The following is a 21,950-nucleotide window of genomic DNA, read 5'->3' on the forward strand; positions in this document are numbered from 1 at the left end:
AGGACGGTCACCACCACCCGGTCACGGCGGCGAGTTGGCGGCCCAGCTCACCGGCCATCGTGCGCATGTAGCTCGCCGACAGGTGATGGGAGTCGTGGTAGACCATCACGTTGCCCTCGACCGCCCGGCAGACGTCGGCACGGCACACCGCGTCGGTCATGTCGAGGGGCTTGAGCACCGGGAACCGGTCGACGAACTCCAGTGTCGGGTTCGTTTCGGCCAGCAGGTCAGAACGTTTTCCTCCGCAGGAGACCGCGTTGCCGCCCTTGGCCAGGCAGTCCGGCGGCACCACCGCTTTGCCGTCGGAGACCAGCCACGGGGTGTCACGCATCGCCAGCACCGGGATGTTGTTGTCCTGGAAGCGTTCCCAGATGCCAATGTAGGTCGCCGGCATGACGTCGCCGGGTTTGATGTTCCACGGGCGGGTGGAGGTGGTGAACACGTAGTCGGGCGCGTCGGCAACGAGTTTGTCCATGGTGCGCTGCACCCAGTCGTGGCATTGCGGATAGGCGGCGTTGCTGCCCATGATCCGCGGCACCTTCTGCGTCGACAGCGCGCACCCCATCTTCAGATACGTCACCACCTTGAAGTGGTGGCGGCGGCCCAACAGGTCCAGCGCGGTCAACCAGTGTTCGGCGTGCGAACCGCCGGCCAGGGCGATGGTGCGGGTGGCGTCGTGGTCGCCGTAGCTGCAGTTGATGATCTCGGGGTTCTTGAACGTGCTGATGCAGCCGTCGATGGTGGAGGCCGGCAGGTCCTTCTTCGCCTCCAGCACGGTGGGCCGCATCCGCAGCTTGGGCACCCGCACGTGGTTGAGCAGCGCCCGCGCCCCCGGGTAGTCGCGGGCACTGAGCCCGGCGAGTTCCTTGCCGCTGGACCGCTGCACGGTGACGTGCTCGCGCCAGGTGAACGACGTGGCGGTCAGGGTCACCCCCAGCAGGGCCACCACCGACCCCAACACGATCGTCGGGCGGCGCATCCGCACCCGCCACGGCACCGCCGCCACCACGGGGGCGGCCACCGGATCGGTTTTGCGGATCCGCAGCGGGTCCTCGACGAACCGCATGGTCAGATACGCCAGCACCCCGGAGATCACCAGCACCGCGGTGCCCTCGAGCACGCTGGCGTGCCTGTTGCCGCTGTAGGACAGCCAGAAGATCAGCAGTGGCCAGTGCCACAGGTACAGCGAGTACGCCATCGAGCCCAGAGTCATCAACGGTCCGGCCGCCAGGATCCGGTTGGGCAGCGGCATCGCGTCGGTGCCGGGGGTGGCGTGCCGGTTGGCCCCGGCCAGGATGAACAGCACGGTCGCCCCGACCGGGACCAGCGCCCACGGGCCGGGGAACTCGTTGACCCCGTCGATGAGCGCGCCGCAGGACAGGATCGCCGCCAGCGCCACGGTGGCCACCACCGTGCGCAGCCACAGCGGCCAGCGGATATAGGTGACCAGCGCCCCGGCCAGCGCCCCGATCAGCAGTTCCCAGCCGCGCGCGAAGCTGTCGTAGTAGGCCAGGGCCTGATTGTCCTGGTGGGCGAAGATCGCGTAGACGAACGACGCCACCGTCAGCGCGGTCAGCACCACGATGAACACGATGCGCATCCGCGCCGGCGAGAGCAGCCGGCGTCCCAGGTAGCCGAGCCCGAAGATCAGCAGCAGAAACGAGACGTAGAACTGGCCCTGGACCGACATCGACCAGATGTGCTGCAGCGGACTGACGGCCTCACCGGCCTGCAGATAGTCCGCGGCGGTGTTGGCCAGCTCCCAGTTCTGGTAGTAGCCGAGGCTGGCCAGGCTCTGGTCGGCGAAGGCCTCCCAGCGGGTCTGCGGCTGGATCAGGATGGTCAGCACCGCGCAGCCGGCGAGCACCACCACCAGCGCCGGCAGCAGCCGGCGCACCAGCCGGGTCAGCTGCGGGCGCAGCGCCAGCGACGCGGTCGGATTCAGTGCCGCACGCAGCAGTTTTCCGCCGAAGAAGAAGCCCGAGAGCGCCAGGAAGACGTCGACGCCGCCGGAGACCCGGCCGAACCAGACGTGGAACATCGCCACCAACGCGATCGCGATCCCGCGCAGTCCGTCCAGGTCGTGGCGGTAGAACCCGGACGTGCGGGTACCCATCTCCGGGCGAGCGGGCGTCGTGGTAATCGCGGGCCGCGGTGTGGGCCGGCGTGCGGTCAGCGTCGTCATGATCGACCTGACAATCTACCGAATCATGACGATTTTCCCGCATCACGAACACGCCGCCCGGCCGCTATACGCAGCCGGGCGGCGGTGGGGAACCGGTCGGGGCCGGTCAGGAATCCAGGATTCGCACCAGGTAGGGCGTCATCTCCGCCGAGCGCACCGGCGCGACGTTGACGGTGTCGGAGACCTCCAGCATCTGCTGGTTGCCCAGGTACAGCGCCACGCTCTGGCTGCCCTGCGGACCGTAGAAGATCAGGTCACCGCGTTTGGCCTGCGCCGGCGGGACCTTGCGGCCCACCTGGTACTGGGTGGTCGAGGAGCGGGGCAGTTTGATCCCGGCACCGGCGAATGCGTACTGGGTCAGCCCCGAGGCGTCGAATCCGACCACGGTGGCGTAGCGACCGGCCCCGCGGGTGGGTCCGCTGACCCCGCCGCCGCCGTAGGAGAACGGCACCCCGCGCTGGGAGAGCCCCCGGGCGATCACGTAGTCGATCATCGACCCGTTGCCCTGCGCGGAGGTGCCCGGGATCGCCGACGCCACCCCGGGGGTGGCCACCAGCAGCGCGGCGCTGAGCACCGCACCCATCACGACGCCGAACAGGAGGGCGGCTACACGTCTCATCGGAGGTCCATTCTCTGAAGTCACACAAATCACTACAGTCACTTCTACAACACGGCCGGGGCAGTGTGCCACCGCCGGCGGGCATCGGCGGCCAGAATTCGCCGGACCGTGACCCGACGGTGACGTTCGGGGGGCCGAAGCGGGGCCGCCGGACTGCATTACCCTCGATCGGATGGCCGCGCCGACGCCGGGGTTGACCCCCGCCCAGATCAGCGCGCTCGACGCCCGCCACCTCTGGCACCCCTACAGCACCCTGGGGGTCGACGCCGCCGGCCCCGCGCCGTTGGTGGCGACCGCGGCGCGCGGTGCCTGGCTGACGCTGATCCGCGACGGTGAGCCCGTCGAGGTCCTCGACGCGATGAGTTCGTGGTGGACCGCCGTGCACGGTCACGGCCACCCGGTGCTCGACGCCGCGCTCACCCGCCAGCTGCAGGTGATGAACCACGTCATGTTCGGCGGTCTGACCCACGAGCCGGCCGCACGGCTGGCCGAGTTGCTGGTCGCGATCACCCCGGCGGGTCTCGACACCGTTTTCCTCGCCGACTCCGGGTCGGTCTCGGTGGAGGTGGCGGTGAAGATGGCGCTGCAGTACTGGCGGGCCCGCGAGCGCCCCGGCAAGCACCGGCTGATGACCTGGCGGGGCGGCTACCACGGGGACACCTTCACCCCGATGAGCGTCTGCGACCCCGACGGCGGCATGCACGCGCTGTGGACCGACATCCTGGCCCGCCAGATCTTCGCCCCCGCGGTGCCGGCCGACTACGACCCCGCCTACAGCGCCGCGTTCGAGGCGCAGCTGGCCGACCATGCCGACGAGGTGGCCGCGGTCATCGTCGAACCGGTGGTCCAGGGCGCCGGGGGCATGCGTTTTCACGACCCGCGCTACCTGGCCGACCTGCGGGCGGCCTGCGACCGTCGGCAGGTGCTGCTGATCTTCGACGAGATCGCCACCGGGTTCGGCCGCACCGGTGCGCTGTTCGCCGCCGACCACGCCGGGGTCAGCCCCGACATCATGTGCGTGGGCAAGGCGCTCACCGGCGGTTACCTCACGTTGGCGGCCACCCTGTGCACCCGCACCATCGCCGAGACCATCAGCGCCGGGGCGGCCGGAGCGCTGATGCACGGGCCGACGTTCATGGCCAACCCGCTGGCGTGCGCGGTCTCGGTCGCCAGCATCGAGGTGCTGCTCGACGGCGACTGGCGCGCCCGGGTCGCCGCGATCGAAGCGGGCCTGCGGGCGGCGCTGGCGCCGGCAGCGGAGCTGCCCGCGGTGGCCGAGGTGCGGGTGCGCGGCGCGATCGGGGTCATCGAATGCCACGCCCCGGTGGACATGACGGTGGCCACCGCCGTCGCCCTCGATCACGGGGTGTGGCTGCGCCCGTTCCGCACCCTGATCTACGCGATGCCGCCCTATATCTGCACGCCCGAGGAGATCGACCGGATCGGTGCGGCGATGGTGGCGGTCGCCCGTGCACTAGCCTGAACGGTGTTCAAGTCGCACCGGGGGTCAAGGAGCATCGGGTGAGGAGCACGGGGATATCCCCGCTGGCCTGGCTGGCCGACGTGGCCGAGCAGCGCCGCGCCGCCGGTCTGCGCCGCGGCCTGCGCACCCGCCCGGCGGTCACCACCGAACTGGATTTGGCCTCCAACGACTATCTGGGGTTGGCGACGCACCCGGCGGTGATCGCCGGCGCGGCCGCAGCCCTGCACACCTGGGGTGCGGGCGCCGGCGGGTCGCGGCTGGTCACCGGCAACACCGCCCTGCATGAACAGTTCGAACAGGAGTTGGCGGACTTCCTCGGCGCCGAGTCCGCGCTGGTGTTCTCCTCCGGCTACACCGCCAACCTGGGCGCGGTGGTCAGCCTGTCGGGCCCGGGCACACTGGTGGTCTCCGACGCCGCCTGCCACGCGTCACTGGTCGACGCCTGCCGGCTCTCCCGCGCGCGGGTGACGGTGACCGCGCACCGCGACGTCGACGCGGTCGCCGCCGCCCTGGCTGCGCGCACCGAGGACCGCGCGGTGGTGCTCACCGAGTCGGTGTTCAGCGCCGACGGCGGCCTCGCGCCGCTGCGTGAACTGCACGCGGTCTGCCGCCGCCACGGCGCCCTGCTGATCGTGGACGAGGCGCACGGGCTGGGGGTGCGCGGCACCGGCGGGCGGGGGCTGGTCGCCGAACTCGGGTTGGCCGGGGCCCCCGACGTGGTGGTGACCACCACGCTGTCCAAGGCGCTCGGCGGGCAGGGCGGCGCGGTGCTGGGCCCGACGGCGGTGCGCGCGCACCTGATCGACAACGCCCGGTCGTTCATCTTCGACACCGGGCTCACCCCGGCCGCGGTCGGGGCGGCGCGCGCCGCACTCGGGGTGCTCGCCGCCGATCCGGACCTGCCGGCGGCGGTGTTGCGCCACGCCGAGGCACTGGCCGCCATCTGCGGGGTGGCGACGGTGCCGCAGTCGGCGGTGGTGTCGGTGATCCTGGGTGATCCGCAGGTGGCCGTGGATGCCGCGGCGGCCTGCCTGGACGCCGGTGTGCGGGTGGGCTGTTTCCGCCCACCGACGGTGCCGCCGGGCACCTCGCGGCTGCGGCTGACCGCGCGGGCCTCCCTGCGCCCGGAGGATCTCGACACCGCCCGCCGGGTGCTCACCGCCGTGCTGGCGGGCGCCCGATGAGCGTGCTGGTCGTCACCGGCACCGACACCGGCGTCGGCAAGACCGTCGCCACCGCGGCGCTGGCCAGCTGCGCCCGCCAGGCGGGCCTGGACGTCGCGGTGTGCAAACCGGTGCAGACCGGCACCGCCGCCGGCGACGACGACCTCGCCGAGGTGGCACGCCTGGCCGGGGTCCCCACGGTGCCCGGCGGGGCCCGCTACCCCGAGCCCCTGGCGCCGCGTGCTGCGGCCACCGCGGCCGACGCCAGGCTGCCCACCGGCGCGCAGTTGCGCCGGTTGGTCACCTCGGCCGACCACCCGGGCAGGCTCACCCTCGTCGAAGGGGCCGGAGGGCTGCTGGTCGAACTCGGCGCCGACGGGGTGACGCTGCGCGATCTCGCCGCCGACGTCGACGCCGCGGTCCTGGTGGTCGTCGCCGCCGGACTGGGCACCCTCAACCACACCGCACTGACGCTGGAGGCGTTGGACCGCGATGGGCTGCGCTGCGCGGGTCTGGTGATCGGCGCCTGGCCGGAACATCCCGGGGCCCCCGAGACCGACAACCGCGGCGCGCTGGGTCGGATGGCCCCGCTGCGGGCAGTGCTCCCGGCAGGCGCCGGCGCCGCGGACCCGGTGGCGTTCGCTACTCTCAGCGCTGCCGCCTTCGATCCGGATTGGGTTGCGGCGCTGGCTGGTTGACCATGGTGCATTCCCTGGAGCTGGTCTTCGACGACGCCACCGAGACCGCGATCCGCGCGCTGTGGACCCGGTTGGCCGCCGACGGGATACGCACCCCGCCGCCGACGGCGCGCCCGCACGTCACCCTGGCGGTCGCCGACCGTATCGACGCGCAGGTCGGCGCCGCGCTCACCGGGCTGATCGCGGGGTTCCCGCTGGCCTGCCGGGTCGGGGGAGTGCTGCTGTTTGGCCGGGACCGTCCGGTGCTGGCCCGTCTGGTGGTTCCCAGCGTCGCGCTGCTGGAGTTGCACGCCGCGATCGGCGCTGCCGCCGCACCGTGGTCGCATCCCGCCCTACGCCCCACCACCGCGGTGGGGCGGTGGAGCCCGCACGTCACCTTGGCCCGCCGGCTCACCGCCGATCAGCTGGGCCCGGCGCTGCGCGTCGCGGCGCGCCCGGCGGAGCTGCACGGGTGGTTCGTCGGGGTGCGGCACTGGGACGGCGGGGCGCGCACCGCCACCGCACTCAGCTGAGCGCGGCCCCGGCGCGAACGGCCAGCCCGTCGGTCAGCAGCCGCAGGCCGAACCCGAAGTCACGGTCCGGACGGGCCCGCGGGCCGTCGGCCCCCAGATCGGTGGCGGCCACCGAGGCGCCGGCGGCGTCCCACTGCCGTCGGGACTGCTCGTCGACGGTGAAGCCGAGCACGTAGTAGAGGATCGAGCGTGCCGCCAGCTCGGATTGCTCCGGGTCCAGCCCGCCCTCGGCGGCGGCCTCGGCCAGCGCCGCCGTCACCGCCTCGATGCGCGGCGAGCGCCCGGCGGCCAGGCTCGCCGACACCAGCTCGGCGCCGTCGGTGTGCGACAGCAGGGCGTCGCGCAGCCGCCGGCACAGCTCCTCGATGCGGTTCTGCCACCCCTCGCCGCACCCCGCTCCAGACCCCGCGGCCTCGACCGGGGTCAGCAGCCGGTCGGCGACGGCACCGAGCAGCGCCTGCTTGTCGGCGAAGTGCCAATACAGCGCGCCGGGAGTCAATTCCAGTTCACGCGCCAGCCGGCGCATGCTCAGATCGGCGATGCCGTAGCGGTCCAACAGTGCGACCGCGGCGTCGACCACGTCGCGCTTGAGATCGCGCTTCGGGGTGTGGCCGAGCTCACCGCACGGGCCATGGTGGGGGTCACGTTTGTGCGCGCGCACCCGGCTACCCTAACCTGAACACCGTTCAAGGCGAACACGATCTTTAGGAGTGACCTGGTGACACAGGCGGGAACCGAGTCGATGACCGGTGGCGCGGCGAGCGCCGAAGACAGCTCGGACATTTTGGCGGTCGCCCGCGACCAGGTCCTGGGCCGCGGTGAGGGACTGAACAAGGACCAGGTACTCGCCGTGCTGCAGCTTCCCGAGGAGCGCCTCGACGAGCTGCTGGAGCTGGCCCACGAGGTGCGGATGCGCTGGTGCGGCCCGGAGGTCGACGTCGAGGGCATCATCAGCCTCAAGACCGGCGGCTGCCCGGAGGACTGTCATTTCTGCTCGCAGTCGGGGCTGTTCGAGTCGCCGGTGCGCAGCGCCTGGCTCGACATCGACAACCTGGTGGAGTCGGCCAAGCAGACCGCCAAGAGCGGGGCCACCGAGTTCTGCATCGTCGCGGCGGTCCGCGGCCCCGACGAGCGGCTGATGGCCCAACTGGCCGCCGGCATCGAGGCGATCCGCAGCGAAGTCGACATCCAGATCGCCGCGTCGCTGGGGATGCTCACCCAGGACCAGGTGAACCGCCTGGCCGAGATGGGTGTCCACCGCTACAACCACAACCTGGAGACCGCCCGGTCCCACTTCCCGAACGTGGTCACCACCCACACCTGGGAGGAGCGCTGGGAGACCCTGTCGATGGTCCGCGACGCCGGCATCGAGATGTGCTGCGGCGGAATCCTCGGCATGGGTGAAACCCTGGAGCAGCGTGCCGAATTCGCCGTCGAGCTCGCCGAACTCGGCCCCGACGAGGTACCGCTGAACTTCCTGAACCCGCGGCCTGGCACCCCGCTGGCCGACGCCGAACTGGTGCCGGTGGCCGAGGCGCTCACCGCGATCGCGGCGTTCCGGCTGGCGCTGCCGCACACCATGCTGCGGTTCAGCGGCGGCCGGGAGATCACGTTGGGGGACCTGGGCGCCAAACGCGGCCTGCTCGGCGGTGTCAACGCGGTCATCGTCGGGAACTACCTGACCACCCTGGGGCGCTCCATCGACGACGACCTGGAGATGCTCGACGAGCTGAAGATGCCGCTCAAGGCGTTCAACGCGAGCCTGTGACGCACCGTGATGACCGCTGAGCTGCCCGCCCCGGTGGGTGCCGGCGTCTACAACGTCTACACCGGGGGACCGGCCGGATCGGCGTCGCCGACCGCCGCGCAGTTGGGCCTGGAGCCGCCGCGCTACTGCGCCGAGTGTGGCCGCCGCATGATCGTGCAGGTGCGGCCGAACGGCTGGCTGGCGCGGTGCTCGCGGCACGGCGAGGTCGACTCCGTCGAGTTGGATCCGCGCCGGTGAGCGAGGCGCCACCGCGGCTGTCGCGGCCGTCGGCTGCGGCGCTGGTGGTCGCCGCGCTGGCTCTCGGCGGTGTCGTGGTCGGTGCGCTGTGGGCGTGGCTGGCGCCGGCGGCGGACGGGGTGGTGGCGCTGACCCGCGACGGTGAACGCAAACACGCCTATCTGGGCAACGAGGCCGATCATTTCTTCGTGGCCGCGTTTTTGATGCTCGGGCTGCTCTGTGTGCTCGCGGTGGTGGCCGCGACCGTGGTGTGGCAGTGGCAGGCCCACCGGGGTCCGGTGATGGCCGCGGCGCTGACCGTCGGGATGATCGGCGCGGCCGGTGCCGCCACCGCCGTCGGCGGTGCCGCGGTGCGGTTGCGCTACGGCACGCTGGACATCGACGCCGCTGCGGTCAGCCCGCAGCACCGGCTGGCCTACGTCACCGAGGCCCCGGCGGTGTTCTTCGGCACCGCGCCGCTGCAGGCGGCCGCCACGCTGCTGTTGCCGGCGGCTGCGGCCGCCCTGGCCTACGCGGTGGCCACCGCCGCCGCCCTGCGCGACGACCTGGGCGGCTATCCGCCGCAGGAGCCGTCGCTGCCGTCACCGCAGCCGGCGACGGTCACAGCGGCAGGCGGCGCACCATCTGATGGGTCAGCACCCGGGCGGTGACCATCGCCAGCCGCGCCATGCCCTGATAGGTCGCCGGGTGGAACAGCACCGGCCACGTGCTGCGCAACCGGTGGTCGGTGCGCGGGCGCCCGGCGAACCGGTCGGTCAACCACCGCAGCGCCATCGGCGCCGACAGCGGGTGCAGCAGCAGATGCTCGCCGAACGCGTCCCGGTGGTAGGTGACATCGGTGCCGCCGGCCCGGTACGTCTCGGCCAGCGCGTCGATGTCGTCGACCGAGATCACCGGATCGTGGACGGCCTGCACCAGCAGCACCGGCAGGGCTGGGGCCGCGGTGCCCAGTGTGGTGTCGGTGAAGACGTGCTCGACCTCCGGCAGCGCCAGGATCTCCGGCAGCGGACGGTCGATGTAGTCGTCCATGTCCAGCCCGCGCATCTTCACCAGCGCCGCACCGGTGGTCATGGTCTCCAGCCGGGCCAGCAACGCACGGCCGGCCTCGGTGGCGTGTTCGTCGACGACCTTCTTCAGTCCCGGGTAGCGGTGCGCCAGCGCGGCGATCACCAGCGCCGGCAGCGCGGCGAAGAAGGTGCCGTTGAGCCGGCGGAAGGTCTCGCCGAGGTTGCCCACCGGGGACCCGAGCACCGCACCGGCGACGTTGAGCTCCGGGGCGTACTGTCCGGCGGTCTCGGCGGCCCACGCGGTGGCCAGACCGCCCCCGGAGTAGCCCCACAGTCCCACCGGGGTCTGTGCCGACAGCTCCAGCGGCTGGTAGCTCAGCGCCGCACGCACCCCGTCGAGCACCCGGTAGCCGGGCTCGTACGGGGAGCCCCAGAGTCCGGCGAGGCCCTCGTGGTCGGGGACCGCGATCGTCCAGCCCTCCGCCAGAGCCGCCGCGATCAGCAGGAACTCCAGTTGCGGCACCGAGCCGAGGGCGTGGGAATGACGTCGCAGCGCATAGGACGGGAAGCAGCGGGAGGTCACCGCGTCGATCGCGCACTGATATGACAGCAGCGGGCGCGGCGAGCCCGGATAGCGCCCGACGGGGGCGAGCACGGTGGTCACCGCCGCCTCCGGCACCCCGTTCATGTCCATCGTGCGGTAGAGCAACTGGGTGGCGCTGACCCGCACCGGCAGCACCCCGAGAAATGCCAGCTCGACGTCGCGGCTGCGCAGCACGGTGCCCGGCTCGGCGTGTTCGAAGCCCGACGGGGCGGCGTAGAACGGGTCGTCGGTCGGCAGCTGCGGGCGGACACCGGCCTGCAGAACCTCGTGCGGTGCGGCACCGATCCATTCCGGCTGGCCGGCGTCGGTCAGTGCGTGCGCAGGTTGTGCGGGCCCCATGGGCTGTCTCCCTTCGCGGCCCAGCGGCGGACCGCTAGCCATTCTTGCTTAAGGAGACCCTAAGAATCCAGTCGACTCTCCCCGGGAGGCCGAAATGCCGCAAATTCGTCGGTGATCCGCAACCGCGACTCGGTGAACCGGTACAGCGCCGCCGGGCGTCCGCCGCTGCGCCCGGACTGCGCGGTCGTGCCGGTACGACTGATCACCTTGCGGCGGGTCAACACGCGTTGCAGGTTCGTGGCGTCCACCTGATAGCCCAGTGCTGCCTCATAAATGTCGCGCAACGTCGACAACGCGAATTCAGTTGGCGCCAAGGCGAACCCGATATTGGTGTAGGACATCTTCGCGACCAGGCGGGCCTGGGCGTGCGCCACCATCGGGCCGTGGTCGAACGCCATCGCCGGGGGCGCATCCACCGGGTGCCAGCGCGTGTCGGACGGCAGCTCCGGGGTCGCGGGGGAGGGGACCAGACCCAGGAAGGTCGACGCCACGGTGCGCGGACCGGGCATGCGCCCCGGATCGGAGAACACGGCGAGTTGCTCGAGGTGGGCCAACTCCTGCAGGTCGACCTTCTCGGCCAACTGGCGGCGCACCGAGGTCACCAGGTCTTCGTCGTCGCGCAGCCGGCCGCCCGGCAGCGACCAGGCGCCGCGTTCGGGATTTTGTGCGCGTTCCCACAGCAGGACGTTGAGCTGCGGTGTCACCGCGCCCGCGGCGGGCGCGCTGGTGACATCGAGGCCCCGAACCTGGAACACCACGGCGAGCACCTCGTGGCGGGTGTTACCATAAACCATGTTTTCGATTGTAAGTCGAAAACCTACGCGGCGGAAGGATACGGCCATGACGGTCCTGAATCGCACAGGCCTGGAGACGGCGGAAACCGTGGCGAGCAGCCTCGCCGACCAGATCGTCGACACCCCGACCGGCTACGGCGGGGTGGAGCCCGACGAGCACTGGGCCCGGGAGATCCGCCGGCTGGCCAAGGCCCGCAACGCCACGATCCTGGCGCACAACTACCAGGTGCCGGCCATCCAGGACATCGCCGACCACGTCGGCGACTCGCTGGCGCTGGCGCGGGCGGCGGCCGCCGCACCCGAGGACACCATCGTGTTCTGCGGGGTGCACTTCATGGCGGAGACCGCCAAGATCCTCAGCCCGGGGAAGACGGTGCTCATCCCCGACCAGCGGGCGGGTTGTTCGCTGGCCGACTCGATCACCGCAGAGGACCTCGCCGAGTGGAAGGCCGAACACCCCGGCGCGGCGGTGGTCAGCTACGTCAACACCACCGCGGCGGTCAAGGCGCTGACCGACTACTGCTGCACCTCCTCGAACGCCGTGGAGATCGTCGAGTCGATCGATCCCGACCGCGAGGTGCTGTTCTGCCCCGACCAGTTCCTCGGGGCCCACGTGCGGCGGCTCACCAACCGCACCAACATGCACATCTGGGCCGGGGAGTGTCACGTCCACGCCGGCATCAACGGCGACGAGCTGACCGCCCAGACCCGCGACAACCCCGAGGCGGAGTTGTTCGTCCACCCGGAGTGCGGGTGCGCGACCTCGGCGCTGTATCTGGCCGGGGAGGGTGCGGTGCCCGAGGAGCAGGTCAAGATCCTGTCCACCGGCGGGATGCTGGCGGCGGCGAAGTCGACCGGGGCGAAGAAGGTGCTGGTGGCCACCGAGGTGGGGATGCTCTACCAGTTGCGCAACGCCGCCCCCGACGTCGACTTCCAGGCCGTCAACGAGAAGGCGTCCTGCAAGTTCATGAAGATGATCACCCCCGCGGCGCTGCTGCGCTGCCTGGTCACCGGCGCCGACGAGGTCGACGTGGACCCGACCACCCGCGAGGCCGCGTTGGCCTCGGTGCAGCGGATGATCGCCGTCGGGCAGCCGGGCAGCGGCGAATGAGCGCCGGCCCGGCCTGGGTGCAGCGCGCCGACGTCGTCGTCATCGGCACCGGGGTGGCCGGGCTGACCGCCGCCCTGGCCGCCCACCGGGCCGGGGCCGCGGTCGTGGTGCTGGCCAAATCCGGGGCCACGGCGACCCGCTACGCCCAGGGGGGCATCGCGGTGGTGCTGCCGCAGACCGCCGATTCGGTGCAGGCCCACGTCGCCGACACCGTCGCCGCCGGCGCGGGACTCTGCGACCCCGCCGCCGTGTCCTCGATCGTGGCCGACGGCTACGCCGCCGTCGCGGAACTCGTCGGGGCCGGTGCGCGGTTCGATGAGGCGGCCCCCGGCCGCTGGGCGCTCACCCGCGAGGGCGGGCACTCCCAGCGCCGCATCGTCCATGCCGGCGGTGACGCCACCGGCGCGGAGGTGCAGCGCGCCCTCGATGCGGCGGCCGCAGCACTTGACATCCGCGCCGGCGAGATGGCCGTGCAGATCCTGCGCGACGACACCACCGGGTCGGTCACCGGGGTCCAAGTGCTCGGCGCCGACGGCCTCGGTGTACTGGAAGCACCCGCGGTGATCCTGGCCACCGGCGGGCTCGGCCAACTGTTCGCGGCGACCACCAACCCGGCCGGCTCCACCGGCGGCGGTATCGCCCTGGCGATGGGCGCCGGCGCGCCGGTCGCCGACCTGGAGTTCATCCAGTTCCACCCCACGATGCTCTACGGCGGGCCCGGCGGGGCGCAGCGCCCCCTGGTCACCGAGGCGCTGCGCGGGGAGGGCGCGGTGCTGCGCGACGCCCGCGGTGAGCCGATCACCGACGGGGCCCACCCGATGGGCGACCTGGCCCCGCGTGACGTCGTCGCCGCCGCGATCTCCGACCGGATGCGCGCCACCGGCGACCCGTGTGTGTTCCTCGACGCGCGGGCGCTGCCGAACGTCGCCGGCCGGTTCCCGACCGTCACCGCCGCCTGCCGCCGCGCCGGCATCGACCCGGCCCGCCAGCCGATCCCGGTGGTGCCCGGCGCGCACTACAACTGCGGCGGCGTGCTCACTGACGTGCACGGCCGGACCGCGGTGCCGGGGCTGCTGGCGGCCGGCGAGGTGGCCCGCACCGGCATGCACGGCGCCAACCGGTTGGCCTCCAACAGCCTGCTGGAGGGCCTGGTCGTCGGGGGACGCGCCGGGCGCGCGGCCGCCGACCAGGCTCGCGGCGCCTCCCGGGTCTCCGCGCGCTGGCCCGGACCGCCCGTGCGGGCGGCCCTGGCGCGCGCCACCGTGCAGCAGGCGATGACCCGCGAGGCCGGCGTGGTGCGCGACGGCGCCGGGCTGGCCCGGCTCACCGATCTTCTGCGCGCCGCCCCGCTGCGCACCCTGACGGATTCGACGACGGCGGAGGACGCCGCGCTGACCCTGACCGCGCAGGCGGTCGCGCTCGGCGCCACGCTGCGCACCGAGAGCCGCGGGGCGCATCACCGCGGCGACCATCCGGACACCGACTCCGCTCAAGCCCACCCCAACCCGGTCGACCTCGCCGGCGGCGTGCTGCGGGCGGTCACCCCGGCGGTGGCGTGCTGATGACACCGTCCAGCCCGGAATTGGCCCCCCACGAGCTGGCCGAGGCGCGCGCGGTCATCGCCCACGCGCTCGACGAGGACCTGCGCTACGGACCCGACGTCACCACGCTGGCGACCGTGCCCGAGGGCGCGATGGCCACCGCCGCGCTGGTCACCCGCGAACCCGGGGTGATCGCCGGGGTGGACGTGGCGCTGCTGGTGCTCGACGAGGTGCTCGGCCCGGAGGGGTTCCGCGTCCTCGACCGGGTCGCCGACGGCACCCGGCTGCCCGCCGGTGCGCCGCTGCTGCGGGTGGAGGCGCTCACCGTGGGTCTGCTCACCGCCGAACGCACCCTGTTGAACCTGGTGTGTCATCTGTCCGGGGTGGCGACGGCCACCGCGGCGTGGGTCGACGCGGTCGACGGCAGCGCCGCGCGCATCCGCGACACCCGCAAGACCCTGCCGGGCCTGCGGGCCCTGCAGAAGTACGCGGTGCGGGTCGGCGGGGGCGTCAACCACCGGATGGGCCTCGGAGATGCCGCGCTGATCAAGGACAACCACGTCGCCGCGGCCGGATCGGTGGTCGCGGCGCTGCGCGCCGTGCGCCAGGTCGCCCCACAGGTGCCGTGCGAAGTCGAGGTCGATTCCCTCGAGCAGCTCGACGCGGTGCTCACCGAGGGCGTCGAGCTGATCCTGCTGGACAATTTCCCGGTCTGGCAGACCCAGATCGCGGTGCAACGGCGCGACGCGACCGCCCCCGAGGTGCTGTTGGAGTCCTCCGGCGGGCTGTCACTGGACGTCGCCGCCGACTACGCCCGCACCGGAGTGGACTACCTGGCGGTCGGGGCGCTGACCCACTCGGTGCGCGTGCTCGACATCGGCCTGGACATGTGAGCGCCGGTTTACGACACGATGTCGGCGACCAGCACCGCCACCCGTTTGCCCTGCAGACGCACCGCCCACGGCAGGTCGTCGCCGGCCGGTGCGCCGGCGGGGATCACCCGCGGATGGGTGATGTGAACCTCGTTGCGGAACAACCGCACATCGGCCTCGCCGGCGGCCAGCACGTTCTTCACCCAGTCGGCCTTGCCGTGCCCGAGGGCGATCGCCAACTGGTTGCCCTTGCGGTAGGTGGTCACCACCGTCTCGTAGGGCTTGCCGGATTTGCGGCCCCGGTGCTTGATCACCGACGCGCCGGGCAGATACCGCGACAGCGGGCGCATCCACGGGTTCATGTACTTGATCTGCAACCGGTCCAACCACGGCGGGAAGATCACCGGCATCCCGGGGGCGCTGGCGGGGTTCTGCTTGTCGGGCATGACGGCTCCGTTCACCGAGGTCGGGTGCGCTCAACCTTACCGTCCGCGCCTGCGGCGGGATCGGTCGTTCCGGCGCACCGGGAAAACTCGGTTGAGCTGCTCTGGGACAATGGGCGACGTGACCGCTGAACTGATGGCCCGCCTCGACCTGCGCGGCGCCGACCTCACCGCGGCGGCGCTGCGCAGCGTGCTGCCGCGCGGCGGTGTCGACATCGACGCCGTCCTCGGCGACGTCGCGCCGATCGTCGCGGCGGTGGCCCACCGCGGCGCCGAGGCGGCGCTGGAGTACGGCGCCACGTTCGATCAGGTGCGCCCCGCCGCGGTGCGGGTGCCCGACGCCGCGCTCGCCGACGCGCTCGGCGCCCTCGACCCGCAGGTGCGCAACGCCCTGCAGCTGGCCATCGATCGCGCCCGCGCGGTCCACGCCGACCAGCGCCGCACCGACACCACCACCACGGTCGCCGCGGGGGCCACGGTGACCGAGCGGTGGGTGCCGGTGGACCGGGTGGGGCTGTATGTGCCGGGCGGCAACGCGGTCTACCCGTCCAGCGTGGTGATGAACGTGGTGCCCGCCCAACTCGCCGGGGTGCCCTCGCTGGTGGTGGCCAGCCCCCCGCAGGCCCGGTTCGGCGGACTGCCGCACCCCACCATCCTGGCTGCGGCCGCCCTGCTCGGTGTCACCGAGGTGTGGGCGGTCGGCGGCGCGCAGGCGGTGGCGCTGCTCGCCTACGGCGGCACCGACACCGACGGCACCGAACTGGCGCCGGTCGACATGATCACCGGCCCGGGCAACGTCTACGTCACCGCCGCCAAACGGCTGTGCCGCTCGCGGGTGGGAATCGACGCCGAGGCCGGCCCCACCGAGATCGCCATCCTCGCCGACGACACCGCCGACCCCGTGCACGTCGCCGCGGATCTGATCAGCCAGGGCGAACACGACGAGATGGCTGCCGCGGTGCTGGTCACCGCGAGCACCGCCCTGGCCGACGCCGTCGACACCGAAGTGGCCCGCCAACTGGACACCACCGTGCACCGCGATCGGGTGCGCGCGGCGCTGACCGGCCGGCAGTCGGCGATCGTGCTCGTCGACGATCTCGGTGCCGGGATCACGGTCGTCAACGCCTACGCCGCCGAGCACCTGGAGATCCAGACCGCCGACGCCGCGGCCGTCGCAGGCCGAATCCGTTCTGCCGGGGCCGTCTTCGTCGGGCCCTACGCACCGGTGAGTCTCGGGGACTACTGCGCCGGGTCCAACCACGTGTTACCGACCGCCGGCTCGGCACGCTACGCCAGCGGGCTGTCGGTGCAGACGTTCCTTCGCGGCATCCACGTCATCGACTACACCGAAGCCGCCCTCAAGGAGGTCAGCTCCCAGGTCATCGCGCTCGCCGACGCCGAAGATCTGCCCGCCCACGGGGAGGCGGTCCGGCGCCGGTTCCAGGACGGCCCGCGATGAAGCCGCCCATCACGCTCGCCGACCTGCCGCTGCGTGACGACCTGCGGGGCAAATCACCCTACGGCGCACCGCAGTTGGCGGTGCCGGTGCTGCTAAACACCAACGAGAACCCGCACCCGCCCAGCCGTGCCCTCGTCGAGGATGTGGCGGCCTCGGTGGCCGAGGCGGCCGGCGATCTGCACCGCTACCCGGATCGGGACGCGGTCGCGTTGCGCACCGATCTGGCCGCCTATCTGACCGCGCAGACCTCGGTGGCGCTCACCGTCGACAACGTGTGGGCGGCCAACGGCTCCAACGAGATCCTGCAACAGCTGTTGCAGGCGTTCGGCGGGCCGGGGCGCACGGCGCTCGGGTTCGTGCCGTCGTACTCGATGCACCCGATCATCGCCGACGCCACGCAGACCGAATGGCGAGAATCCCGGCGCGACACCGATTTCGGCATCGACATCGAGGTCGCCGTCGCCGCGATCGCCGACCGGCGTCCCGATGTGGTGTTCGTCGCCAGCCCCAACAACCCGTCCGGCCAGAGCATCACGGCGGCCGAGTTGCGCCGTCTGCTCGAGGCGGCACCGGGGGTGGTGATCGTCGACGAGGCCTACGGAGAGTTCTCCACCCAACCGAGCGCGGCGGCGCTGCTGAGTCAGTTCCCGACCAAGCTGATCGTCACCCGCACCATGAGCAAGGCGTTCGCGTTCGCCGGCGGGCGGTTGGGGTATCTGATCGCCGACCCCGCGGTGATCGAGGCGATGCTGCTGGTGCGCCTGCCCTACCACCTGTCGACGCTGACCCAGGCCGCCGCCCGCGCGGCCCTGCGCCATGCCGACGACACCCTGGCCAGCGTCGCCACCCTGATCGCCGAACGGGAGCGGGTCAGCGCCGCGCTGCACGCCGCCGGGTTCCGGGTGATCCCCAGCGACGCCAATTTCGTGCTGTTCGGCGCGTTCGCCGACGCCCCGCGAGCGTGGCAGCGCTACCTCGACGCCGGGATCCTCATCCGCGACGTCGGCATCGCGGGCTATCTGCGGGCCACCATCGGGTTGGCCGCCGAGAACGACGCCCTGCTCGCGGCCAGCACCGATCTGGCCGCATCCGAGCTCACCCAACCGCAAGGAGTCCAGTGACCGAGCACCGCCGCGCCCACGTGGAGCGCACCACCAGGGAGTCCACCATCGTCGTCGACCTCGACCTCGACGGCAGTGGGGCGGTGCAGATCGACACCGGCATCCCGTTCTACGACCACATGCTGACCGCGCTGGGCAGCCACGCCAGCTTCGATCTGACCGTGCGCGCGACCGGCGACGTCGACATCGAGGCCCACCACACCGTCGAGGACACCGCGATCGTGCTCGGCCAGGCACTCGGGCAGGCACTGGGCGACAAGGCCGGGATCCGCCGGTTCGGCGACGCCTTCATCCCGATGGACGAGACGTTGGCCCATGCCGCCGTCGACGTGTCCGGGCGGCCCTACTGTGTGCACAGCGGCGAGCCCGAGCACCTGCTGCACACCACGATCGCCGGCAGTGCGGTGCCCTATCACACGGTGATCAACCGCCACGTCTTCGAGACGTTGGCGTCCAACGCCCGCATCGCGCTGCATGTGCGGGTGCTCTACGGCCGCGATCCCCACCACATCACCGAGGCTCAGTTCAAGGCGGTGGCGCGGGCGTTGCGCCAGGCCGTCGAACCCGATCCGCGGGTCTCCGGGGTGCCGTCGACCAAAGGGGCGCTGTGAGCCGGTGAGTCCACGTGTCGTGGTGCTCGACTACGGGTCGGGCAATCTGCGTTCGGCGCAGCGCGCCCTGGAGCGCGTCGGTGCGACCGTGGAGGTCACCGCCGACGCCGATGCCGCCCGCGCCGCCGACGGGCTGATGGTGCCCGGGGTGGGAGCGTTCGCGGCGTGCATGGCCGGGTTGCGCGCCATCGGTGGTGACACCCTCATCGCCGAGCGGGTCCGCGCCGGGCACCCGGTGCTCGGGGTCTGTGTGGGCATGCAGACACTGTTCGCCCGGGGAGTGGAGTTCGGCGTGCAGACCACCGGCTGTGGGCAGTGGCCGGGGGAGGTCAGCCGCCTCGACGCCCCGGTGATCCCGCACATGGGCTGGAACACCGTCACCGCGGCCGCCGACAGCGTGCTGTTCGCCGGGCTCGACGCGGCCACCCGCTTCTACTTCGTGCACTCCTACGCCGCCCAACGCTGGGACGGGTCGGCGAACGCCCGGCTGGGCTGGTCGACCCATCACAGCCGGTTCCTCGCCGCCGTGGAGGACGGTCCGCTGGCGGCCACCCAGTTCCATCCGGAAAAAAGCGGCGATGCCGGTGCGCAGCTGTTGCGCAACTGGGTCGCCGCCCTGTGAGTTAGGGTCATTTGCCGTGGCGCTCATTCTTCTTCCCGCAGTCGATGTCGTCGAGGGTCGCGCCGTGCGACTGGTGCAGGGCAAGGCCGGCAGCGAGACCGAGTACGGATCGGCGCTCGACGCCGCCCGGGGCTGGCAACGCGACGGCGCGGAGTGGATCCATCTGGTCGACCTGGATGCGGCGTTCGGGCGCGGCAGCAACCGCGAACTGCTCGCCGAGGTGGTCGGGCGCCTTGATGTCAACGTCGAGCTCTCCGGCGGGATCCGCGACGACGACTCGTTGGCGGCGGCGCTGGCCACCGGCTGCGCGCGGGTCAATCTGGGCACCGCGGCGCTGGAGAACCCGCAGTGGTGTGCGCGGGTGATCGCCGAGCACGGCGAGAAGGTGGCCGTCGGCCTCGACGTGCAGATCGTCGGCGACGAGCACCGGTTGCGCGGGCGCGGCTGGGAGAGCGACGGCGGTGATCTGTGGCCGGTGCTCGAACGCCTCGACGCCGAGGGCTGCTCCCGGTTCGTGGTCACCGACGTCACCAAGGACGGCACCCTCGGTGGACCGAACCTGGAGTTGCTGCGCAACGTCGCCGAATGCACCGACGCGCCGGTGATCGCGTCCGGGGGAGTGTCGAGCCTCGATGATCTGCGCGCGATCGCCACCCTCACCGAGTCCGGAGTGGAAGGCGCCATCGTCGGCAAGGCGCTCTACGCCGGCCGGTTCACGCTGCCGCAGGCCCTGACCGCGGTGCGGGAGTAGGTCGCGTGCCGCTGGACACAGGTGATCTGACCGCGCTGGTGGGCACGGCGTCACGGATTCTCGACGCCGCCCGTGAGCCCTTCCTGTCCGGATACCGTGCAGCGGCGGCGGTACACAAATCCGGCAACGATTTCGCCACCGAAGTCGACCTGGCCATCGAACGCCAAGTGTCCGATGCACTGGTCGCCGAGACCGGAATCGGGGTGCACGGTGAGGAATTCGGCGGCCCACCGATCGATTCACCCCTGGTGTGGGTGATCGACCCGATCGACGGCACGTTCAACTACGCCGCCGGCTCACCGATGGCCGCGATCCTGCTCGGCCTGCTGCGCGACGGGGAACCCGTGGCCGGGCTGACCTGGATTCCGTTCACCGGCCAGTCCTACACCGCCGTGGATGGCGGGCCACTGGTGTGCAACGGCGAGCCACGACCGGCACTGCCCACCGGGCGCCTCGAGGAGGCGATCGTGGGGATCGGCACGTTCAACGTCGACTGGCGCGGCCGGTTCCCGGGCCGCTACCGCCTCGCGGTGCTCGAACACCTCAGCCGGGTCACCTCGCGGCCCCGGATGCACGGCGCCACCGGCATCGACCTCGCCTACGTTGCCGATGGGATCCTCGGCGGGGCACTCAGTTTCGGCGATCACATCTGGGATCATGCCGCCGGGGTGGCGCTGGTGCGCTCGGCCGGCGGCATCGTGACCGATCTGTCGGGGCAGCCGTGGACCGTCACGTCACGGTCGGCCCTGGCCGCTGCCCCGGGTGTTCACGAGCAGCTCCTCGAGGTGCTGCAACAAGTCGGGATGCCGAAGGACTATTGAGATGGGGTCACCGGAAGTGAAGGTCAATGATGTTGCGGTGCGGGTCATTCCGTGCCTGGACGTCGATGACGGACGGGTGGTCAAGGGCGTCAACTTCGAGAACCTGCGTGACGCCGGCGACCCGGTGGAGCTGGCCGCCCGTTACGACACCGAGGGTGCCGACGAACTGACGTTCCTCGACGTCACCGCGTCGTCGTCGGGCCGGGCCACGATGCTCGACGTGGTGCGCCACACCGCCGAGCAGGTGTTCATCCCGCTGACCGTGGGCGGCGGGGTCCGCAGCGTCGCCGATGTCGATGCGCTTCTGCGCGCCGGGGCGGACAAGGTGTCGGTGAACACCGCCGCCATCGCACGCCCGGAGTTGCTGGGCGAGCTGGCCGCCCAGTTCGGGTCGCAGTGCATCGTGTTGTCGGTTGATGCGCGCAGCGTGCCGGACGGACAGGACCCTACTGCGTCGGGCTGGGAGGTCACCACCCACGGCGGGCGCCGAGGCACCGGCATCGATGCCGTGGAGTGGGCGGTGCGCGGTGCCGAGTTGGGAGTGGGGGAGATCCTGCTCAACTCGATGGACGCCGACGGCACCAAGGCCGGCTTCGACCTGCCGATGCTGCGTGCGGTGCGCGCGGCGGTAGCGGTTCCGGTGATCGCCAGCGGCGGGGCCGGCGCGCCAGAGCATTTCGCCCCCGCGGTGTTCGCCGGCGCCGACGCGGTGCTCGCGGCCAGCGTCTTCCACTTCGGTGAGCTAACCATCGGGCAGGTGAAGGCGGCGATGGCCGACGAGGGGATCATCGTGCGATGAGCGAGCCACGATGAGCGCCCTGGATCCGGCGATCGCGGCCCGACTCAAACGCAACGCGGACGGATTGTTCACCGCGGTGGTGACCGAGCGTGGCACCGGAGATGTCCTGATGGTCGCCTGGATGGACGACGCGGCGCTGGCGCGCACGCTGGCCACCCGCGAGGCCACCTACTTCTCCCGCTCACGCGGCGAGCAGTGGATCAAAGGCGCCACCTCCGGGCACACCCAACACGTCGTCTCGGTGCGCCTGGACTGCGACGGCGACGCTGTGCTGCTGGAGGTCGACCAGGTCGGCGGGGCCTGCCACACCGGGGATCACAGCTGTTTCGACGCTGATCTTCTGCTGGGGCCGGAGTAGCGCGCCGCGCCGCCAGGTCAATGTCGGACCCC

The 21,950-nt window shown here is 71.9% G+C and carries 23 protein-coding genes and 1 pseudogene; 18 read left to right on the plus strand and 6 right to left on the minus strand.

Annotated features, from left to right (window positions below; genetic code table 11):
- Positions 1 to 7 precede the first annotated feature (7 nt).
- Positions 8 to 2,185, minus strand: coding sequence for an acetyltransferase SucT (locus B8W67_RS00580; protein ID WP_109470114.1), 2,178 nt, complete (start codon positions 2,183 to 2,185; stop codon positions 8 to 10).
- 115 nt (positions 2,186 to 2,300) lie between these two features.
- Positions 2,301 to 2,804 (minus strand): annotated as a pseudogene (ripD, locus tag B8W67_RS00585) (NlpC/P60 family peptidoglycan-binding protein RipD); the annotation flags it as partial.
- Positions 2,805 to 2,976: 172 nt separating this feature from the next.
- Here ripD and B8W67_RS00590 point away from each other — a divergent pair.
- Genes B8W67_RS00590 through B8W67_RS00605 form a run of 4 tightly spaced genes read left to right on the plus strand, consistent with a single transcriptional unit; the run spans position 2,977 to position 6,660 of the window.
- Entirely contained in the window at positions 2,977 to 4,287 is a 1,311-nt protein-coding gene (locus B8W67_RS00590) for an adenosylmethionine--8-amino-7-oxononanoate transaminase (protein WP_069392287.1), read from the plus strand.
- Positions 4,288 to 4,325: 38 nt separating this feature from the next.
- Complete coding sequence (locus tag B8W67_RS00595; protein ID WP_109561683.1) at positions 4,326 to 5,471, plus strand: 8-amino-7-oxononanoate synthase; 1,146 nt, start codon at positions 4,326 to 4,328, stop codon at positions 5,469 to 5,471.
- The gene (bioD, locus tag B8W67_RS00600) at positions 5,468 to 6,148 is read left to right on the plus strand and encodes a dethiobiotin synthase (protein WP_085301780.1); all 681 of its coding nucleotides are present in this window, start codon (positions 5,468 to 5,470) and stop codon (positions 6,146 to 6,148) included. The genes B8W67_RS00595 and bioD overlap by 4 nt, the downstream gene beginning before the upstream one ends.
- A gap of 2 nt (positions 6,149 to 6,150) precedes the next feature.
- Positions 6,151 to 6,660 (plus strand): 2'-5' RNA ligase family protein, encoded by a 510-nt coding sequence (locus B8W67_RS00605; protein ID WP_085301782.1) that lies wholly within the window; start codon positions 6,151 to 6,153, stop codon positions 6,658 to 6,660.
- On the opposite strand, the gene B8W67_RS00610 is transcribed toward B8W67_RS00605, so the two are convergent.
- Positions 6,653 to 7,240 (minus strand): TetR/AcrR family transcriptional regulator, encoded by a 588-nt coding sequence (locus B8W67_RS00610; protein ID WP_234806625.1) that lies wholly within the window; start codon positions 7,238 to 7,240, stop codon positions 6,653 to 6,655. The genes B8W67_RS00605 and B8W67_RS00610 overlap by 8 nt on opposite strands.
- A gap of 162 nt (positions 7,241 to 7,402) precedes the next feature.
- Between B8W67_RS00610 and bioB the strand changes: the two genes are divergently transcribed.
- The 3 genes from bioB to B8W67_RS00625 are packed head-to-tail and all read left to right on the plus strand — an operon-like array spanning position 7,403 to position 9,315.
- A complete protein-coding gene (bioB, locus tag B8W67_RS00615; protein WP_069392363.1) occupies positions 7,403 to 8,428 on the plus strand; it encodes a biotin synthase BioB in 1,026 nt (341 codons plus the stop codon).
- A gap of 9 nt (positions 8,429 to 8,437) precedes the next feature.
- Complete coding sequence (gene bsaP, locus B8W67_RS00620; protein ID WP_069392291.1) at positions 8,438 to 8,665, plus strand: biotin synthase auxiliary protein BsaP; 228 nt, start codon at positions 8,438 to 8,440, stop codon at positions 8,663 to 8,665.
- Positions 8,662 to 9,315, plus strand: a complete 654-nt coding sequence (locus B8W67_RS00625; RefSeq protein WP_084228799.1) for a DUF2567 domain-containing protein — start codon at positions 8,662 to 8,664, stop codon at positions 9,313 to 9,315. Before bsaP ends, B8W67_RS00625 begins: the two co-directional genes overlap by 4 nt.
- Here the strand turns inward: B8W67_RS00625 and B8W67_RS00630 are convergent.
- Complete coding sequence (locus B8W67_RS00630; RefSeq protein WP_085301784.1) at positions 9,266 to 10,615, minus strand: lipase family protein; 1,350 nt, start codon at positions 10,613 to 10,615, stop codon at positions 9,266 to 9,268. The genes B8W67_RS00625 and B8W67_RS00630 overlap by 50 nt on opposite strands.
- A gap of 59 nt (positions 10,616 to 10,674) precedes the next feature.
- On the minus strand, positions 10,675 to 11,409 hold the full coding sequence (locus B8W67_RS00635) for an NUDIX hydrolase (protein WP_069392293.1): 735 nt from the start codon (positions 11,407 to 11,409) through the stop codon (positions 10,675 to 10,677).
- A 46-nt stretch (positions 11,410 to 11,455) separates the two neighbouring features.
- On the opposite strand from B8W67_RS00635, the gene nadA reads away from it, so the two are divergent.
- From nadA to nadC, 3 genes are read left to right on the plus strand one after another with little or no spacing between them, the layout of a single operon-like run.
- The gene (gene nadA / locus B8W67_RS00640; RefSeq protein WP_069392294.1) at positions 11,456 to 12,520 is read left to right on the plus strand and encodes a quinolinate synthase NadA; all 1,065 of its coding nucleotides are present in this window, start codon (positions 11,456 to 11,458) and stop codon (positions 12,518 to 12,520) included.
- Positions 12,517 to 14,082, plus strand: coding sequence for an L-aspartate oxidase (locus B8W67_RS00645; RefSeq protein WP_069392295.1), 1,566 nt, complete (start codon positions 12,517 to 12,519; stop codon positions 14,080 to 14,082). The genes nadA and B8W67_RS00645 overlap by 4 nt, the downstream gene beginning before the upstream one ends.
- Positions 14,082 to 14,954 (plus strand): carboxylating nicotinate-nucleotide diphosphorylase, encoded by an 873-nt coding sequence (gene nadC, locus B8W67_RS00650; RefSeq protein ID WP_069392365.1) that lies wholly within the window; start codon positions 14,082 to 14,084, stop codon positions 14,952 to 14,954. Before B8W67_RS00645 ends, nadC begins: the two co-directional genes overlap by 1 nt.
- An 8-nt stretch (positions 14,955 to 14,962) precedes the next feature.
- On the opposite strand, the gene B8W67_RS00655 is transcribed toward nadC, so the two are convergent.
- On the minus strand, positions 14,963 to 15,379 hold the full coding sequence (locus B8W67_RS00655; RefSeq protein ID WP_069392296.1) for a nitroreductase family deazaflavin-dependent oxidoreductase: 417 nt from the start codon (positions 15,377 to 15,379) through the stop codon (positions 14,963 to 14,965).
- Between the two features lie 109 nt (positions 15,380 to 15,488).
- Here B8W67_RS00655 and hisD point away from each other — a divergent pair, with 109 nt between their 5' ends.
- The 8 genes from hisD to hisI are packed head-to-tail and all read left to right on the plus strand — an operon-like array spanning position 15,489 to position 21,918.
- Positions 15,489 to 16,835 (plus strand): histidinol dehydrogenase, encoded by a 1,347-nt coding sequence (gene hisD / locus B8W67_RS00660; RefSeq protein ID WP_085301786.1) that lies wholly within the window; start codon positions 15,489 to 15,491, stop codon positions 16,833 to 16,835.
- Positions 16,832 to 17,956, plus strand: a complete 1,125-nt coding sequence (locus B8W67_RS00665) for a histidinol-phosphate transaminase (RefSeq protein ID WP_085301788.1) — start codon at positions 16,832 to 16,834, stop codon at positions 17,954 to 17,956. The genes hisD and B8W67_RS00665 overlap by 4 nt, the downstream gene beginning before the upstream one ends.
- Complete coding sequence (hisB, locus tag B8W67_RS00670) at positions 17,953 to 18,567, plus strand: imidazoleglycerol-phosphate dehydratase HisB (protein ID WP_069392299.1); 615 nt, start codon at positions 17,953 to 17,955, stop codon at positions 18,565 to 18,567. The genes B8W67_RS00665 and hisB overlap by 4 nt, the downstream gene beginning before the upstream one ends.
- Before the next feature lie 4 nt (positions 18,568 to 18,571).
- Positions 18,572 to 19,189 carry an imidazole glycerol phosphate synthase subunit HisH gene (gene hisH, locus B8W67_RS00675; protein ID WP_069392300.1) on the plus strand — a complete coding sequence of 206 codons (618 nt, stop codon included), beginning with the start codon at positions 18,572 to 18,574 and terminating at the stop codon, positions 19,187 to 19,189.
- 16 nt (positions 19,190 to 19,205) lie between these two features.
- Complete coding sequence (gene priA / locus B8W67_RS00680; protein WP_069392301.1) at positions 19,206 to 19,940, plus strand: bifunctional 1-(5-phosphoribosyl)-5-((5-phosphoribosylamino)methylideneamino)imidazole-4-carboxamide isomerase/phosphoribosylanthranilate isomerase PriA; 735 nt, start codon at positions 19,206 to 19,208, stop codon at positions 19,938 to 19,940.
- A gap of 5 nt (positions 19,941 to 19,945) precedes the next feature.
- Complete coding sequence (locus B8W67_RS00685; protein ID WP_084228801.1) at positions 19,946 to 20,761, plus strand: inositol monophosphatase family protein; 816 nt, start codon at positions 19,946 to 19,948, stop codon at positions 20,759 to 20,761.
- A gap of 1 nt (position 20,762) precedes the next feature.
- Entirely contained in the window at positions 20,763 to 21,560 is a 798-nt protein-coding gene (hisF, locus tag B8W67_RS00690) for an imidazole glycerol phosphate synthase subunit HisF (RefSeq protein ID WP_069392302.1), read from the plus strand.
- 10 nt (positions 21,561 to 21,570) lie between these two features.
- Positions 21,571 to 21,918, plus strand: coding sequence for a phosphoribosyl-AMP cyclohydrolase (gene hisI, locus B8W67_RS00695; protein WP_069392303.1), 348 nt, complete (start codon positions 21,571 to 21,573; stop codon positions 21,916 to 21,918).
- Positions 21,919 to 21,950 lie beyond the last annotated feature (32 nt).

The organism is Mycolicibacillus koreensis, from assembly GCF_002104795.1.
GTDB classification, from domain to species: Bacteria; Actinomycetota; Actinomycetes; order Mycobacteriales; family Mycobacteriaceae; genus Mycobacterium; species Mycobacterium koreense.

Bases quoted from the DNA above. Each gene is read 5' to 3' on its own strand.
- B8W67_RS00630 (WP_085301784.1), bottom strand. From the start codon at position 10,615: ATGGGGCCCGCACAACCTGCGCACGCACTGACCGACGCCGGCCAGCCG.
- bioB (WP_069392363.1), top strand. From the start codon at position 7,403: ATGACCGGTGGCGCGGCGAGCGCCGAAGACAGCTCGGACATTTTGGCG.
- B8W67_RS00635 (WP_069392293.1), bottom strand. From the start codon at position 11,409: ATGGTTTATGGTAACACCCGCCACGAGGTGCTCGCCGTGGTGTTCCAG.
- hisD (WP_085301786.1), top strand. From the start codon at position 15,489: ATGGGCGACGTGACCGCTGAACTGATGGCCCGCCTCGACCTGCGCGGC.
- B8W67_RS00605 (WP_085301782.1), top strand. From the start codon at position 6,151: ATGGTGCATTCCCTGGAGCTGGTCTTCGACGACGCCACCGAGACCGCG.
- hisI (WP_069392303.1), top strand. From the start codon at position 21,571: ATGAGCGCCCTGGATCCGGCGATCGCGGCCCGACTCAAACGCAACGCG.
- nadA (WP_069392294.1), top strand. From the start codon at position 11,456: ATGACGGTCCTGAATCGCACAGGCCTGGAGACGGCGGAAACCGTGGCG.
- bsaP (WP_069392291.1), top strand. From the start codon at position 8,438: ATGACCGCTGAGCTGCCCGCCCCGGTGGGTGCCGGCGTCTACAACGTC.
- B8W67_RS00590 (WP_069392287.1), top strand. From the start codon at position 2,977: ATGGCCGCGCCGACGCCGGGGTTGACCCCCGCCCAGATCAGCGCGCTC.
- nadC (WP_069392365.1), top strand. From the start codon at position 14,082: ATGACACCGTCCAGCCCGGAATTGGCCCCCCACGAGCTGGCCGAGGCG.
- B8W67_RS00580 (WP_109470114.1), bottom strand. From the start codon at position 2,185: ATGACGACGCTGACCGCACGCCGGCCCACACCGCGGCCCGCGATTACC.
- B8W67_RS00665 (WP_085301788.1), top strand. From the start codon at position 16,832: ATGAAGCCGCCCATCACGCTCGCCGACCTGCCGCTGCGTGACGACCTG.
- B8W67_RS00655 (WP_069392296.1), bottom strand. From the start codon at position 15,379: ATGCCCGACAAGCAGAACCCCGCCAGCGCCCCCGGGATGCCGGTGATC.
- B8W67_RS00645 (WP_069392295.1), top strand. From the start codon at position 12,517: ATGAGCGCCGGCCCGGCCTGGGTGCAGCGCGCCGACGTCGTCGTCATC.
- hisF (WP_069392302.1), top strand. From the start codon at position 20,763: ATGGGGTCACCGGAAGTGAAGGTCAATGATGTTGCGGTGCGGGTCATT.
- bioD (WP_085301780.1), top strand. From the start codon at position 5,468: ATGAGCGTGCTGGTCGTCACCGGCACCGACACCGGCGTCGGCAAGACC.